Here is a 16,433-nt window from a genome sequence, read left to right as displayed (position 1 = left end):
CTTGGGAGATCCGAACAAGGCTTTCGATCTTCGTTTGCGGGCCGATGACGGCATTGCGACGACTGCCGCGATCAATAGTCGCTGTCGCCCGAGTTCACCGTCATCCCCGACGAAGAAGAAAAGCCGGTTATTTGGAGTCAGCAGTTTGCAGTTGCGACGCGCTCCAGCCGCCGCCGAGCGCCTTGATCAGGTTGGCGCTGGCGACAAGCCGGTTCTGCTGGATTCCGAGAGCGGTCTCTTCGTTGGTCAGCGCGGTCGCCTGCGCGGTCACGACGGTCGTGTAGGTCGTCGTCCCGGCCTGGTATTCATTGATTGCAATCGTGACGGCCTGCCGCGCGAGTCGGACTGCTTCAGCTTGGGCAGCGGCCTGGCGCCGGTAGATCCGCAGGTTGGACAGCTCGTCCTCGACGTCCTTGAAGGCCGAAAGCACGGTGTGGCGATAATTGGCAACGCTCTGGTCGTAGGCTGCTCCGGCCGCGTCGACGGCGGCGGAGCGTTTGCCGCCGTCGATAAGCGTCTGGCTGCCGCTTGCCGCGAGGGACCAGACCAGGTTGGTTGCCGAGACGAGTGGCGACGCGCCGGAATATCCGGCGACGGCCGATAGATTGACCGTCGGATAGAAGGCCGCGACGGCAACGCCGATCAGCGCATTCTGCTGCTGCATCTTGCGTTCGGCTTCGGCGATGTCGGGACGACGTTCGAGCAGGGTGGATGGCACCGTAGCGGGGACGTTGGGGGTCGCCTGCGGCAGGGCTGCCTTTGGAATCGTCAGTTCCGCGGGCGCGCGGCCGATCAGGAGCGCGATGGCGTGCTCATACTGGGCGCGCGATTGGCCCGCAGCGATGGCGGAGGCGCGCGTCGAGGCCAGCTGCGTCTGCGCGGTGATGACGTCGGACCGCGCCGCGGTGCCGGCGGCATATTGATTCTGCGTGATCGTGAGGGTGCGCTCATAGGCTGCCACCGTGTCGTTCAGAAGGCGCTCGAGCGAATCCTGATAGCGCAGGTCGAAGTAGTCGATCACCAGCTCGGCCTGTGCTGACAGCGTGAGATCGGCGAGTTCTGCCGCGCTTGCTTCGGCGGCAGACTGGTCGCTTTCGATCTGGCGGCGGACCTTGCCCCAGAGGTCGACGTCCCAGCTCGCACTGACTTCGGCCGTCTGGGTGGTCGTGGTGACGCCCGAGGATCGTGCGCGCGTGATGGACGGATTGGCCGTCACGGTCGGAAACAGCGAGGAGCGTGTCTCTCGCACCACGGCCAGGGCTTCGCGGTAGGCAGCTTCATAGGCCTTGAGGTTCTGATTGCTGATCGCGACCTGCGGCACCAGCCGATTGAGCAGGGGGTCCTTGTAGACGCGCCACCACTCGCCACGATCCAGGCCATTGGAGGGCTGGGCGATCTTCCACCCCTTCGGGGCCTCCTTGAAGGCAGGCGGGGTTGTGACATCGGGCCTGAGATAGTCTGGGCCTACGGCGACGCAGGCTTGCAGCAGCAGGGAGATGGCACAGAGCGCACCGACGGATCGCAACCTGCTCATCGTGCGACTCCGGTGATGGGCGGTCCCGGGAATACGTGGCGCCAGACTTTGAGCGCGCGATGTCGGAAGCGATCGAGATAGAGATAGACGACGGGGGTGGTGTAGAGTGTCAGCAATTGGCTGACGATGAGGCCGCCGATGATGGAAATGCCGAGCGGGCGGCGTAGCTCCGCGCCCATGCCGTGATCGAGCACCAGCGGCACCGCGCCGAGCAACGCCGCGCAGGTCGTCATCAGGATCGGGCGGAACCGCTTCAAGCAGGCCTCCCGGATCGCCTCAGCTGGCGCCAGCCCGTCGACGCGCTCGGCCTCAAGCGCGAAATCGACCATCATGATGGCGTTCTTCTTGACGATTCCGATCAGTAGGAAGACGCCGATCAGGGCGATCACGCTGAATTCGGTGTTGGCGAGGAGCAGCGCCAGCACGGCGCCGACGCCCGCCGAAGGCAGCGTCGACAGGATGGTCACGGGGTGAACATAGCTCTCGTAGAGAATGCCGAGCACGGCGTAGACGGCGAGCAATGCTGCCCCGATCAGCAACGGCATCGTCGCAATGACCGATTGCGCCGTGCCGGCAGAGCCGGCGAGGCCACCGTGGATCGAGGTGGGCATGTGAATGGCCTGCACCGACTGCGCGATGGCCGCCGTCGCGTCGCCGAGCTTGGCGCCGGGAGCGAGGTTAAAGGAGATCGTGGTCGCGGCGGCCTGGCCCTGATGGTTGATCTGGACCGGCATGGTGGCGTCAGTCAGCCGGGCGAAGGCGGTGAGCGGGATCATGCTGCTAGCGCTGGTCGAGACCGCCGCGCCGCTCGAGGCGGAGCCGCCGCTCGACGTCGCGATGGAATTGGTGGCCTGGTTCGTGGCCGACGAACTCGTGGATGTCGTCGAGGATGCGCTGCTGGACGACGCACTCGTCACCGTCCCGGACACGGCATTGGTGGAGGAGGTGCCACTGGCCGATTCGCCGGAGGCGCTGAGATAGATCAACTTGAGCGACTCAGGATCTTCCAGATAGCGCGGCGCCAGCTCCATCACGACATGGTATTGGTTCTGCGCCTTGTAGATGGTGGAAACCTGCCGCTCGCCGAAGGCGTCGTAGAGGGTTGCGTCGATGATGTTGGGCGAGAGGCCGTACCGCGCCGCCGTTGCGCGATCGATCACGACCCTGCTCGCAAGCCCGCCGATCTGCAGGTCGGATGACACGTCGGCGAGGACCGCACTCTGCTTCAGCGCCGCAGTCAGCTTTTCGGACCAGATCCGCAGATCGGCGATGCTGTCCGCCTGCAGCGTGTATTGGTATTGGGCAAAGCTCATGCGCCCGCCGATAAAGAGGTCTTGCATCGGGAACATCATCAATTGGGCGCCGGGGATCGCGGCGAGTTTAGCGCGTAGCCGTGCCATGACCTCGAAGGCCGAGGCGCTGCGCTCCTCCAGCGGCTTCAAGGTGACGAAGACCTGCGCCTGGTTCGTGCTGCGTCCGCCGGTGAAGCCGACCACGGTTTGGACGGCGGGATCGGCCTCGACGATGGCCTGGGCCTGGGCCAGCTTCGCCTTCATGGCCTGGAAGGAGATGCTCTGGTCGGCCGTGATGCCGCCCATCATCAGGCCGCCGTCCTGGTTCGGAAACAGGCTCTTGGGGACGATCGCGAACAGCACGACGTTGACCGCCATCGTGCCAAAGACGACGAGCAGGACCAGGAGCGGATGCGCCAGCGCCCGCCGCAGCGAGATGTCATAGAGATGGTGCAGGCCGTCGATCGCGCCGGTGACCATGCGGGCCAGACGCGACGGTGGACGGGTCTCCGTATCCCGCAGCAGGAGTGCGCACATCATCGGGGTCGTGGTGAGGGCCAGCACCAGAGAGATGCCGATCGCCACCGACAGCACGATCGCGAACTCGCGAAACAGCCGTCCGACGAGGCCGCTGAGCAGCAAAATGGGAAGGAAGACCGCGACCAGCGAGACGCTCATCGAGACGACGGTGAAGCTGACTTCGCGGGCGCCGCGCAGCGCCGCCTCGAGGCGCGACAGCCCGGCCTCCCGATGGCGCGCGATATTCTCCAGGACCACGATGGTGTCGTCGACGACGAAGCCCGTGGCGATGGTCAGCGCCATCAGCGACAAATTGTCGAGGCTGTAGCCGCACAGCGCCATGACGCCGAAGGTGCCGAGGATGGAGACCGGCACCGTCACGGCCGGAATCAGGGTCGCGCGCAGGCTGCGCAGGAAGAGAAGAACCACGAGCACGACCAGGATCACGGAGATCACCAGCGTCTGCTCGGTGTGCTCGAGGGAAGCGCGAATCGTGTTGCTCCGGTCGCCAGAGAGCGTCAATTGGACGTCGGCAGGCAGCGCGGCCTGCAATTGCGGCAGCACCTTCTTCACCCGATCGATGATGTCGACGATATTGCCGCCCGGCTGCTTGAACAGCATGAGAAGCACGGCGGGCCGCCCGTTGACCGAGCCCTCGTTGCGCAGGCTCTCGACGGAATCGACCACCTCGGCCACGTCGCGCAGGAACACCGGGCGGCTGTCGCGCCAGGCGATGACGAGATCGCGGTAGTCGTCCGCCTTCAGGGCCTGGTCGTTGGCGTAGAGCTGGTAACGCTGGCTGCCGTCCTCGATCGCGCCCTTGGCGCTGTTGGCGTTGGCGGCGGAGAGCGCTGCGCGCACGTCTTCGAGGCCAATGCCATATTGCGACAGGGGACCGGGGTTGAGCTCGACCCTCACGGCGGGCAGGGAGCTGCCAGCGACATTGACATTGCCGATCCCCTGAACCTGAAGCAGCCGCTGCTGGAGCACGGCGGCGGCGCTGTCGTAGAGCTGCCCCTGCGTGAGCGTCTTCGAGGTCAGGGCCAGGATGAGCACCGGCGCATCGGCGGGATTGAACTTGCGGTAGGTCGGATTGCTCTTCAGGGCGGACGGAAGGTCGGCGCGCGCGGCATTGATGGCGGCCTGAACGTCGCGGGCTGCACCTTCGATGTTCCGATCGAGACCGAATTGCAGGATGACGCTCGTCGAGCCGGTGCTGTTCTCCGACGTCATTTCGGTGACGTCGGCAATCTGGCCGAGACGGCGTTCGAGCGGCGCGGCGACCGTGCTCGCCATGGTCTCGGGACTAGCGCCCGCCATCTGGGCCTGGACGCGGATGGTGGGGAAATCCACGGCCGGCAGCGGCGCGACCGGAAGCCGGCCGAAGGCCACCGCGCCGGAGAGGGCGATGGCGAGCGTCAGCAGGATCGTGGCAACCGGCCGACGGATGAAGGGGGCGCTGATATTCACGGTGCGGTCGCCTCCGGCTCGGCGTTGCCGAAGCTGATGCCGCGTTCGCGCAGCCAGCCGGCGGCGAAGTCCAGCACGAGATAGATGGCTGGCGTGGTGAACAGGGTCAGCAACTGACTGACCGCGAGCCCGCCGATCATGGCGATGCCGAGCGGCTGGCGCAGCTCCGAGCCACTGCCCGAGCCGAGGGCGAGCGGCAGCGCAGAGATCAGCGCCGCGAACGTCGTCATCAGGATCGGCCGGAAGCGCATCAGGCACGCCTTGTGGATGGCATCGCGCGGCGTCAGACCTTCGTCGCGTTCGGCGACGATGGCGAAGTCGATCATCATGATCGCGTTCTTCTTGACGATGCCGATCAGGAGGATGATTGCGATGACGCCGATGATGTCGAGGTCCGCGCCCGTCACCTCCATCGCCAGCAGCGCACCGATGCCTGCGGACGGGAGCGTCGACAGGATCGTCAGCGGATGAATGAAGCTCTCGTACAGCACGCCGAGAACGACATACATGACGAGGACAGCCGCGAGCACGAGATAGAGCTCATTCGAGAGCGACGACTGGAACGCGGCCGTCGTGCCCTGGAAGTTCGTGCCGAAACTGGCGGGTAGGCCGATGGCCTGCTCCGCTTTCTTCACGATGCCGACGGCGCTGCCGAGCGAGGCGCCTTGTGCGAGATTGAAAGAGATCGTGGTCGCCGGGAACTGGGCGAGATGCCCGATCTGTACCGGCTTGCGGCCGACCACGACTCGCGCAATGGCCGAGAGCGGCACCTGGCCGGTGCCGGTCGAGGACGGCAGGTAAATCGAATCGAGCGATGCCAAGCCCTGGTTCAGCTTCGGATCGGCTTCCAGGATGACCCGCATCTGGTTCGACTGGGTGAAGATCGTGCTGACGATGCGCTGGCCGAAACTGTCGTAGAGCGCATTGTCGATCGTCGCGAGCGTGATTCCGAACCGCGCGGCCGTCGCCCGGTCGACCGTCACCGTCGCCGACAGGCCGCTGTCCTGGAGGTCGCTGGTCACGTCCGCGAGCTCCGGCGCCGTGCGCAGCTCCGCAACCAGCTTCGGCGTCCAGACGCTCAACAGATCGAGCGAGGGATTGTCCAGAATGAACTGGTACTGGGTCGCGCTGATCTCCGTATCCACCGTCAGGTCCTGGACGGGCTGCATGTAGAGCGTGATGCCCGTGACCTCGGCGACCTCCTGCTGCAGGCGGCGGATGACCTGGCTCGCCGTGGCGGTGCGCTCGTCCTTGGAGCGCAGGTTGATCTGCATCCGGCCGACGTTGAGGGTGGTGTTGGTGCCGTCGACGCCGATGAAGGAGGACAGGCTGACGACGTCCCGGTCCTTGAGCACGGCCTCGGCCAGCGCTACCTGTCGCGCGCTCATGTCCGCAAACGAGATCGACTGGTTTGCCTGCGTGATGCCCTGGATGACGCCCGTGTCCTGAACCGGGAAGAAGCCCTTGGGCACCACGAGATAGAGCCAGGCGGTGACGCCGATGGTGGCGCCGGCAACCGCCAGCGTGACCCATTGATGATCCAGCGCGACGGTGAGCACCCGGTCATATCCGCCGAGCAGGCGATCGAACCATCCGCGCCGGGCCGGAGTTGAAGGCTCACTGTGTTCGCTGCGCAGCAGCCGCGCGCACATCATCGGCACCAGCGTCAGCGAAACGATCGCCGACAGCACGATGGCCGCGGCGAGCGTCACGGCAAACTCGTAGAACAGCCGCCCGATCACGTCACCCATGAAGAGCAGCGGAATGAGAACCGCGAGCAGCGAGACGGTCAGCGAGATGATCGTGAAAGCGATCTCGCGCGAGCCCTTCAGCGCGGCTTCGAGCGGACTCAGGCCCGCCTCGATGTGCCGGTTGATGTTCTCGATGACGACGATGGCGTCGTCCACGACGAAGCCCGCGGCGATGGTCAAGGCCATCAGCGACAGGTTGTCGAGGCTGAAATCCCACAGATACATGACCGCGAAGGTGCCGACCAGCGATAGCGGCACCGACAGGCTCGGGATGATCGTGGCGCGCAGATTGCGGAGGAACAGGAATATCACCATCACCACCAGGCCGACGGCCAGCGCCAGCTCGAACTGAACGTCCTCGACCGAGGCGCGGATCGTGGTCGTGCGGTCGGTCAGCACGCTGACGGTGACCGAGGACGGCAGGTCCGCCGTCCACTCCGGCAGCATCTTCTTGATGCCATCCACGACCTTTATGACATTTGCGCCGGGCTGACGCTGAACGCTCAGGATGATCGCCGGCGTCGTGTTCATCCAGGCGCTGAGCTGGGTGTCCTCCGCGTCGCGGACCACATCCGCCACGTCGGATAGCCGGACCGGCCGGCTGTTCTTGTAGGCAATCACCGTGTCGAGATAGTCGGCCGGATTCTCGATCTGGTCGTTGGCGTCGATCGTGTACGACCGGTGCGGGCCGTCGAGCGTGCCCTTCGGCGTATTGACGTTGATGTTGTCGAGCGTCGTGCGCAGATCGTCGATGTTCAGGCCGTAGGCCGCCATCTTGCGGATGTTGGCGCGCACCCGGATCGCCGGCTTGTGGCCGCCGCTCAACGTCACCAGCCCGACGCCAGAGAGCTGCGAGATCTTCTGCGCGAGGCGTGTGTCGGCGAGCGTACGGACGTCGGTGAGCGGCAGCGTCGGTGACGTCATTGCCAGGGTGAGGATGGCCGTGTCGGCCGGGTTGACCTTGGCGTAGACCGGCGGTGCCGGGAGATCGTCGGGCAAGAGAGAATTGGCCGCGTTGATGGCGGCTTGAACCTCCTGCTCGGCCACGTCCAGCGTGACGGAGAGCTCGAACTGAAGCGTGATCACCGAAGCGCCACCCGACGAGCGCGAGGACATCTGCTTGAGCCCCGCCATCTGCCCGAGCTGCTTCTCGAGTGGTGCGGTGACGGCGGAGGTCATCACGTCCGGGCTCGCGCCCGGATAGAAGGTCTGCACCTGGATGGTGGCATATTCCACGCTCGGCAGGGCCGACAGTGGCAGGTAGCGCCAGGCGATGACGCCGACCGTGAACAGCGCCACCATCAGCAGCGTCGTCGCCACCGGTCGCCGGATGAAGAGGCTTGAGGGGTTCATTTCGCCGCCGGCGTCGCGGCGGCAGGAATGCCAATCTTCGCTCCGTCGCTCAGGCGATCGGCGCCGTCCACCACCACCTTGTCGCCTTCGGAAAGGCCGGACAGCACGGCGATGCGGCCATCGGCCGAGGGGCCGGTCGTGACCTTGCGCAGCGACGCCGTGTTGTCGGCATTCGCAAGATAAACGAAGGTGCCCGGCGTGCCGCTCTGCACCGCTGCCGCCGGCACGGTGATGGCGTCGTGCAGCGTATCGATCAGCACCGTGACGTTGACGAACTGGTTCGGGAACAGTGTCCCATCCGCATTGTCGAACGCTGCCCGCAGTTTGACAGTGCCGGTGGTGGTGCTGATCTGGTTGTCGACCGCGTCGAGCGTACCGTCGGCGAGCTTCTCGATGTTGGCCTGGTCATAGGCGGCGACGCTGATCTTCGCTCCGGTCCGCAGCCGCTTCGTCAGTTGCCGCAGGCTGGTTTCGGGCAGCGTGAACACCACCGAGATCGGTTCGATCTGCGTGACGACGACGATGCCGTCGGTATCGGAGGCGGTGACATAGTTGCCCACGTCGACCTGCCTCAGCCCAGCCCGGCCGTCGACCGGCGAGACGATGCGGCAATATTCGAGGTTGAGTTTCTGGGTGTCGACCTGCGCCTTGTCGGCCCGGACCGTGCCCTCGTACTGACGGACCGTCGCGGCCTGGGTGTCGACGGTCATCTTGGACGTCGAATCCTGCTTGATCAGCCGCTGGTAGCGCTCGAGGTCGAGGCGCGCGTTGTCGAGCAGGGCTTGGTCTTTGTCGAGCGTGCCTTGATATTGCGCCAGCAGCGCCTCATAGGGGCGCGGGTCGACCTGGACGAGAACGTCACCCTTCTTCACCATCTGCCCTTCGCGAAAGTGAATTTCCGTCAGATAGCCGCTGATCTGCGATTTGACCGTCACCGTGGCCAGCGACGTCACTGTGCCAAGAGAAGTGAGCCTGACTGGGATGTCGCCTTTCGCCGCCGCGGCAACTGCCACGGACTGCGCGGATTGCGACGAGAACCCGCCTGGCGGACCGCTCATCGCCGACTTCCAGGGCTGGCGCCAGACGATGATCCCGGCGATAGCGACAACGAGCAGCAGGAGCCAAGGCCAGACACGCCGGCCCTGTGTTCGTTCGGCGCGAAGCGGAGCATCCGGTTTCAACGGAGGCTCGACACGTGTATCCATGGAAAATAACCGCTCATTGACGCTGGCAGGATGCTGGCTGAGAGACAGCGTCCGGAACCATCAAACCGAATGGCGGTGCGGGATCAACTAACTAATTGAAGCGTATGTGCATCCATATATTGTGTCAGAATTGACAAGTTCGATGGTATTGCCTGCCCGGAGACTTCTCTCTAGTTCAAATTGAATATGAACAACCGCTGACGCCTGAGCAGAGTCGCATGAGCGTTAGCCGAGCAATGAGTTGAAATGAGTTAGATTGACCGCCAAGCCGAGGAAGCCTTGACTCAAGCCCATATCCTCATCGTCGAGGACGATCCGGACATCTCCGAACCGCTCGCGGGCTTTCTGCGCGGCAACGGGTTCACGATCTCCGTCGCCGAGAGGGCGGAAGCAGCCGACGAGGTTCTCGCGCATGATGATGTCGATCTCGTCCTGCTCGACGTCATGCTTCCCGGGGAGGACGGTCTTACCCTCTGCCGGCGGTTGCGAGCGGCGGGCGGGCCGCGCATCATCATGGTCACCGCTCTGTCCGAGCCGACCGACAAGGTCGCCGGTCTCGAGCTCGGGGCCGATGATTATGTCTCGAAACCCTTCGATCTCGGCGAACTGCTGGCTCGCATTCGCGCCGTGCTGCGACGCGGGCCGATCGCCGACGAGGAGCCGCGGCGGCCCGGTGCGGAACCGGTGCTGCGTTTCTCGGGCTTCGCGTTCCATCCGCACCGGCGTTTTCTGCGCTCGCCGGCAGGCGTGCGGATACCGCTGACGGGCGCCGAGACTGACCTGCTGCTCGTGTTCTGCCAGAATGCGCGCAAGGTCCTCTCGCGGGAGGAACTGATCAAGCTGACGCGCGGCGAGGGGTTCGCCATCTCCACGCGATCGATCGATCTCCTCGTCAGTCGTCTGCGTCGCAAGCTCGCCGGCGACGATCCGCTTGCCGACCCGATACGCACCGTCCGGGCCGATGGATATGCCTTCCATCCCGAGGTCGTGGGCGAGTGATGCGTCGGTTCTTTTCCACGACGCTCGGACAGATTCTCGCGATCATCGCCACCTCCTCGGCAGTCACCTTCGCGCTGTTCCTGGCGTTGCTGTGGGAGCTGAACCCGATCGTGTCGCGGCAGCCACCCTGGCCTTGGCCGCCGGCTTATCGCATCGTGAACCTCGTCGATGCCTTGCGGACATTGCCTGAGAGCGGGCGCTCCCTTGTCATTGCCGAGGCGCAGCGTCCCGACCTGTCGATTCGATTGACGCAGGCGCCGGCGCTCTGCGAAACGCTGACGACCGACGCCCGTGATCTCGAGTCCGTGCTGCGGGCTCAGCTTGGCAAGGATGCGGCGAACGTCACGGTCCGCTCATGCGCTTCGGGCGAGCCGCAGCGGCGGATCCAGGCCGTCATCCGACTGCGCGATCAGACGCTCGACATTCGCACCGGCAGGACCACGCCTGATCCGCCGGTTCTCACCTTTCAGTTTGTCGGCGCGCTGCTGTTCCTCTGTGTCGCCCTTGCTGCCATGTCCGCGTGGGCCGTCTGGCGCGTGATCTGGCCTTTGCGGCGCCTGTCGGAGCAGGCTGACGCCTTTGGCCGCAGCATTGCGATCTCGCCGATCGAAGAGGAAGGCCCGCTGGAGATTCGGCGTGTGGCGCGCGCCTTCAACCTGATGCAGGAACGCGTCACGCGCTCGCTCCAGGGCCGTACCCGCATGTTGGCCGCCATCAGCCACGACCTGCGCACGCCGCTCACCCGCATGCGCCTGCAGCTCGACACCAGCTCGACGGATATCGCACGCGGAAAGTTGCTCAGGGATGTCCGGCTCATGCAGGCGATGGTATCCTCGGCGCTCGCATTCCTGAGCGGAGGATCGGATCAGGAGCAACGCGAATGGCTCGATCTCGGGGCGCTGCTGTCGACCGTCTGCGACGAATTCGAGGAGCGTGGCGCGGCCATCAGCTATGAAGGACCTGAGCAGATTCGGTTCTTCTGCCGGCCTAACGCGATCACTCGCGCGCTGACCAATCTCGTGGAGAATGGCATCAACTTCGGCTCGTCCGTAGTTATCACGGCTTCAACCAAAGGCGACCGCATCGAGATCGATGTCGCCGACGACGGTCCCGGTATTCCGAAAGACAAGCTCAAGGACGTTCTTGAGCCCTTCGTTCGCCTCGACCCTGCTCGGTCTGGCAGGCCCGGGAGCGTCGGTCTCGGCCTCTCCATCGTGAAGGAGATCGTCGAGGCGCATGGCGGAACCTTGGAGCTGATCCAAAGGCAGCCGACTGGCCTCGTTGTGCGAGTGACCTTCCGTATCGAAAGCGAAGAACCTGTCTCGCCATTCGAGCAAATATGCCCGAAGTGAGCCCCGCTGAAGTTCTTAAGACGGCCTACGCGCGCTGCGGCTTATCGGAGGAAGGATTAAACGGAATACAAGAACTCACGCCGTATGCTCCTCAACCGCTCGCTCAGCATCGTGAAGCACGCAGGTCTGGAATTGCAGGCCTTGCCCGAGTTCTCTGACGTCGAGCAGCTCCAGCGGGGCCAATCCGTCTCGTCAATGAGCTATTGATCTGGAAATAACCTTGAGGCTTCCGCTTCACCAATTGTTGCGCCCGTGGCGGACTTTACGATGACTTGATATGCAAACAGTCCAGGGTTGCATGGCGCAAACGTATGGATTGCACCCGCAGGCACAGTTCCGGAAGCGGGGAGTGTAATTTCCTGTCCGCCTAACTCCCAGCCTTTGTCTCCACGCAGGCGAATAAGAACGCGGGATCCGCCCGCCGGAAGATTTTGGAGCCTGATTTCAGGGTTGGGAAATAGCGTCTTGCAGCCTGTAGTGCCTTTGAACGAAAAACTTATCGCAAATGGCTCTGAAGCGGCGAGTGGTCCAGCAAACAAGGTAGCAAAAGCGGCAAGGGCAATGTGGCGATGCACTACCAACAGTCCTTCTGTACACGAGAGGCTTCCCCAGTCTAGTGACGGTTCATAGACCGTCCATCAACTTAGGATTTCCAGAGATATAGAAATGTTGCTCGAAGTGTCGACCGTCCCAAGGTCGCATTCGTGTTCCATGCCACGACATTTCGATCGCAGTCTGCGCTCAGTAGATCAGCCGCGGGAAGTGAGCCGCCGGCTTTCCAGCGAGTATCGGCCGACGGCTCGTGCCTGCGGTCGAGATTCCGCGGAGGCGACCAACTGACGGGACCAGAGGGCGCGGTTCGGTGCTGCGGCGACAGTGGAAGCTCCAACTCCTTTCAGCCCGACCATTACTCCGATCTTCGGCATGGCAGGCTACTCGTGCTGCGGAGTCGTTCCCGCGCAGCTCAATTGAATTGTTTCACATTACTTCTGATGAGCGGCGCCTGCTCATCGGCATGCCAATCGGCTTGCCCGAACTATGCACTCGCACGCCGGAGACGACAGCGCTTTTGTTCTGGCGTACGCCATTCGAGCGGGGGCCGAGCGATCACGGAAGCGGATTGGGCATTGAGCTAGATCAGAAAGTATCGCCGATTGTACAACTAAGGTCCTTCGTCTGAGAAAAGAAGTGACCGCTGTGAAGATGCTTGGCCTCAATAAAGCTGCTCTATTGATATTCATTTTGCTCGTCGCAGCTGGCGCTGGCGGCGTCTGGTATTGGCGGCAGAGCCAGCAGGGCAAGCTCCCCGAAGGGCTTGTGTCGGGGAACGGGCGCATCGAATCCAACCAGGTCGACATCGCCGCGAAGTCGGCCGGACGCGTCCGGGAGGTGCTCGCCCAGGAAGGCGATCTCGTCATGGTGGGCCAAGTGCTCGCCCGCATCGATACCACGGAGTTGCAGGCGCAACGCGCCAAATATGCCGCGGACGTGGCTTCTGAGGAAGCCTCGATGCTCGAGGCGAAGGCGACTGTCGCTCAACGGCAGGCGGAGCTGACCCTTAAACAAACAAGCCTTCGCAGAGCGCTTACGCTCGTTGGGACCGGGGCGGTCAGCCAACAGGCCCGCGATGAGGCGCAGAGTGAACACGATTCTGCGCGCGCTGTCCTTGAGGCTGCGCAGAAGACCGTGACGGCGCGCGAGATGTCGATTGCGGCCGCAAAAGCCCTCGTTGATCAGATCGACGCCCAGATCGCTGATGCCATCCTCGTCGCGCCAGTGCGAGGCCGCGTTCTTTATCGCCTCGCCAATCCCGGCGAAGTCGTTTCGGCCGGCGGCAAGGTCCTGACGATCGTCAACCTGTCGGAGATCTACATGGAGATCTATCTTCCCTCCGAGCAGGTCATGCGGATACCGATCGGGTCGCAGGCACGAATTCAGTTCGACGGTGCCGATTTCGCCGTTCCGGCCAAAGTGAGCTTCGTATCTCCAGAGGCCCAGTTCACGCCCAAGCAGGTCGAAACGCGCAGCGAGCGCGACAAGCTGATGTTCCGGGTCAAGCTGCGGATGCCGCCGAGCCTCCTCGAACGTCACCTCGACCAGGTGAAAACGGGCACCCGTGGCACCGGCTATGTGCGCCTCGATCCGAACCCGCCCAATTGGCCGGACTTCCTGCAAAAGCGCATCCAGAACGATCCTCTTGACGCGGGGGATTGACGATGGCGGCTTCCGCACCACTGATCGCCGAAGTCTCCAGCGCTACGCATAGCTATGGTAAGATTCGAGCGCTCGACAATGTGTCGCTCGAACTGCCGAGCAGCCGAATGGCGGGCGTCATCGGCCCTGATGGCGCCGGAAAGTCCACGCTTCTCGGCCTGATCGCAGGAGCCCGAAAGCTGCAGACAGGATCGGTCGCGGTCCTGGGCGGCAACATGGCGGAGGCACGGCATCGCCGCTCGGTCTGCACGCGCATAGCCTATATGCCGCAAGGCCTCGGCAAAAACCTCTATCAGGAGATCAGCGTCCGCGAGAACCTGACCTTCTTTGGAAGTCTCTTCGGTCTATCCGCGTCAGAGTGTGATACGCGCACGCGGCGCCTGACGGCCGCGACAGGCCTGCTCCCGTTTCTCGATCGGCCTGCCGGAAAGCTGTCGGGCGGCATGAAGCAGAAGCTCGGTCTGTGCTGCGCGCTCATTCACGACCCCGATCTTCTCATCCTCGACGAGCCGACGACCGGGGTCGATCCGCTGTCGCGCCGGCAGTTCTGGAACCTCATTGGCGAGTTGAGGCGCGAGCGACCGACGATGAGCGTCTTGGTCTCCACCGCCTATATGGATGAGGCAAATTATTGCGATTGGCTCGTCGCGATGGATCGCGCACGAGTGCTCGCCTCCGGCACGGCGGATGAGCTGCGCGCGAAGACCGGCGAACAGGACCTCGAAGCTGTCTTCGTCGCCCTGCAGCCGGGACAAAAATCGGCGTCTCAACGCCTCGTCATTCCGCCACGCAAGCCGAGTACGGAAGCTCCGGTCATCGTCGCGAAGAATTTGACATGCCGTTTCGGCGATTTCACCGCGGTCGATCGCGTCAGCTTCGCCATCGAACGCGGCGAAATCTTCGGCTTCCTCGGCTCGAACGGCAGCGGCAAGACCACGACCATGAAGATGCTGACCGGATTGCTGGCGCCGAGCGAGGGCGAGGCCGAGGTGTGCGGAAGCCCGGTCGATGCCAACGACCTGTCGATCCGCCGGCGGGTCGGCTTCATGTCGCAATCGTTTTCGCTCTACGGCGAGCTCACCGTGCGGCAGAACCTGCTGCTTCATGCCCGCCTTTTCCATCTGGCCGCAGACCGGATGAGCGACCGTATCGCCAAGCTTCTGGTCGATGTCGGTCTTGTTGACTATGCCGACACCGAGGCCAATTCGCTGCCGCTCGGCGTGCGGCAACGCCTTTCTCTGGCCGTGGCGATCGTGCACGATCCCGAGCTGCTGATCCTGGACGAGCCCACATCGGGCGTCGATCCGCAGGCCCGCGACGAGTTCTGGCGCCTGCTCGGCAATCTGTCGCGAAGCCGCAATGTCACGATCTTCGTCTCCACACATTTCATGACCGAGGCGATGCGCTGCGACCGCATCTCATTGATGCATGCGGGCCGCGTCCTGATCTGCGACACGCCGCAGAACGTCATCGCCACCAAGGGCAGCGCCAATCTCGAAGCGGCGTTCATCGCCTATATCGAAGACGCCGAGGCGTCTTCGCCTGCGCCCACCGCGGCCGAGGCCCCGCCGATGACCTTGCACGATGCGGAGACTGCGTCGCCCGGCAGCGCGACCCTGATGCCGGTGCGGCGCGCCTTCGCCTATGCCAAGTGCGAGACGCTGTCGCTGATGCGCGATCCGGTGCGGCTTGCCTTCGCATTCGTCGGCTCCTTCATCATGCTTCTGATCTTCGGCTTCGGCGTCTCCAGCGACGTGACCAATCTCACCTACGCCGCGTTTGACCACGACGCCACGCCGGAGAGCCGGGCCTATCTCGCCAATTTCTCGAGTTCGCTGTACTTCACTGAAAAAGCGCCGATCCGCAGCCTCGATGAAATGGAACAGCGCCTGAAGTCAAACGACATTGCGCTGGCCGTCGAGATTCCGCCGGGCTTCGGCCGCTTGGTCAAGCGCGGCTCGGATTGGCAGATATCGGCCTGGATCGACGGCGCTAACACCTCGCGCGCCGCCACCATCGAGGGCTATGTCCAGTCGGCGCATAATCTTTTTTCCGAACAGAGAAGTCGCGAATCCAGCACCGTGGCGAGCTCCGACCCGACCACCAGCATCCTGGTCCGCTACCGTTACAACCCGACGGCTGAGAGTATCTACGCGATCGGCCCGGCCGTGCCGGCGATGCTACTCATGATGTTCCTCGCCATTCTGATGGCTGTCAGCGTCGCCCGTGAAAAGGAGATCGGCACGATCACCAACTTCTACGTCACGCCCACGACGCGGCTGGAGTTCCTGATCGGCAAGCAACTGCCCTATATCGGCGTCGGCATGATCAACTTCCTCATCATGACCGCGACCGTGCTGTTCCTCTTCAAAGTCCCGCTCAAGGGCGATGGTCTCACGCTGGCTGTCGGCGCGTTTCTCTATGTGGCGGCAGCCACCGGCTACGGGCTTTTCATCTCGACCTTCACATCGAGTCAGGTCGCGGCGGTGTTCGCCGGAGCGGTGCTTTCGATGCTGCCGACCATGCAGTTCTCTGGCATGATGCAGCCTGTCTCGACATTGGAGGGCAGCGCGCGCCTCATGGGGTATCTGTGGCCGACGAGCTACTACATGCATATGAGTGTCGGTGCGTTCACCAAGGGGCTTGGCTTCGGCGACATGGCGACCGATCTACTGGCGTTGACCCTGTTTTGTCCGGCCTTCCTGGCGCTGTCCGCGCTCCTCCTGCGCAAACAAGAGAAATAA

At 63.6% G+C, this 16,433-nt stretch carries 8 protein-coding genes; 4 read left to right on the top strand and 4 right to left on the bottom strand.

The features are described 5' to 3' along the window. Positions 1 to 127: 127 nt before the first annotated feature. The 4 genes from ACSHT2_RS09740 to ACSHT2_RS09725 are packed head-to-tail and all read right to left on the bottom strand — an operon-like array spanning position 128 to position 8,977. Positions 128 to 1,534, bottom strand: a complete 1,407-nt coding sequence (locus ACSHT2_RS09740) for an efflux transporter outer membrane subunit (RefSeq protein ID WP_440641370.1) — start codon at positions 1,532 to 1,534, stop codon at positions 128 to 130. After that, a complete protein-coding gene (locus ACSHT2_RS09735; protein ID WP_440641369.1) occupies positions 1,531 to 4,815 on the bottom strand; it encodes an efflux RND transporter permease subunit in 3,285 nt (1,094 codons plus the stop codon). Before ACSHT2_RS09735 ends, ACSHT2_RS09740 begins: the two co-directional genes overlap by 4 nt. After that, positions 4,812 to 7,919, bottom strand: coding sequence for a multidrug efflux RND transporter permease subunit (locus ACSHT2_RS09730; protein ID WP_440641368.1), 3,108 nt, complete (start codon positions 7,917 to 7,919; stop codon positions 4,812 to 4,814). Before ACSHT2_RS09730 ends, ACSHT2_RS09735 begins: the two co-directional genes overlap by 4 nt. Beyond that, on the bottom strand, positions 7,916 to 8,977 hold the full coding sequence (locus ACSHT2_RS09725; RefSeq protein ID WP_440641367.1) for an MdtA/MuxA family multidrug efflux RND transporter periplasmic adaptor subunit: 1,062 nt from the start codon (positions 8,975 to 8,977) through the stop codon (positions 7,916 to 7,918). Before ACSHT2_RS09725 ends, ACSHT2_RS09730 begins: the two co-directional genes overlap by 4 nt. A gap of 426 nt (positions 8,978 to 9,403) precedes the next feature. Here ACSHT2_RS09725 and ACSHT2_RS09720 point away from each other — a divergent pair, with 426 nt between their 5' ends. The 4 genes from ACSHT2_RS09720 (at position 9,404) to rbbA (ending at position 16,433) form a co-directional block, all read left to right on the top strand. Next, entirely contained in the window at positions 9,404 to 10,123 is a 720-nt protein-coding gene (locus ACSHT2_RS09720) for a response regulator (RefSeq protein ID WP_440641366.1), read from the top strand. Between the two features lie 155 nt (positions 10,124 to 10,278). After that, positions 10,279 to 11,475 carry an ATP-binding protein gene (locus tag ACSHT2_RS09715; RefSeq protein WP_440641365.1) on the top strand — a complete coding sequence of 399 codons (1,197 nt, stop codon included), beginning with the start codon at positions 10,279 to 10,281 and terminating at the stop codon, positions 11,473 to 11,475. Positions 11,476 to 12,663: 1,188 nt separating this feature from the next. Then, positions 12,664 to 13,689, top strand: coding sequence for an HlyD family secretion protein (locus ACSHT2_RS09710; RefSeq protein WP_440641364.1), 1,026 nt, complete (start codon positions 12,664 to 12,666; stop codon positions 13,687 to 13,689). Positions 13,690 to 13,691: 2 nt separating this feature from the next. Continuing rightward, positions 13,692 to 16,433: a ribosome-associated ATPase/putative transporter RbbA gene (gene rbbA / locus ACSHT2_RS09705; RefSeq protein ID WP_440641363.1), complete on the top strand. Its 2,742-nt coding sequence runs from the start codon at positions 13,692 to 13,694 to the stop codon at positions 16,431 to 16,433.

Source organism: Bradyrhizobium sp. PUT101, from assembly GCF_052043945.1.
Lineage (GTDB): Bacteria > Pseudomonadota > Alphaproteobacteria > Rhizobiales > Xanthobacteraceae > Bradyrhizobium.
Note: the sequence above shows the minus strand (reverse complement) of the source record. Positions and strands in the feature narration are given on the sequence as shown.

What these genes read in the sequence shown, in the direction of transcription:
- rbbA (WP_440641363.1), top strand. Translation starts at nt 13,692, where the DNA reads ATGGCGGCTTCCGCACCACTGATCGCCGAAGTCTCCAGCGCTACGCAT.
- ACSHT2_RS09725 (WP_440641367.1), bottom strand. Translation starts at nt 8,977, where the DNA reads ATGAGCGGTCCGCCAGGCGGGTTCTCGTCGCAATCCGCGCAGTCCGTG.
- ACSHT2_RS09740 (WP_440641370.1), bottom strand. Translation starts at nt 1,534, where the DNA reads ATGAGCAGGTTGCGATCCGTCGGTGCGCTCTGTGCCATCTCCCTGCTG.
- ACSHT2_RS09730 (WP_440641368.1), bottom strand. Translation starts at nt 7,919, where the DNA reads ATGAACCCCTCAAGCCTCTTCATCCGGCGACCGGTGGCGACGACGCTG.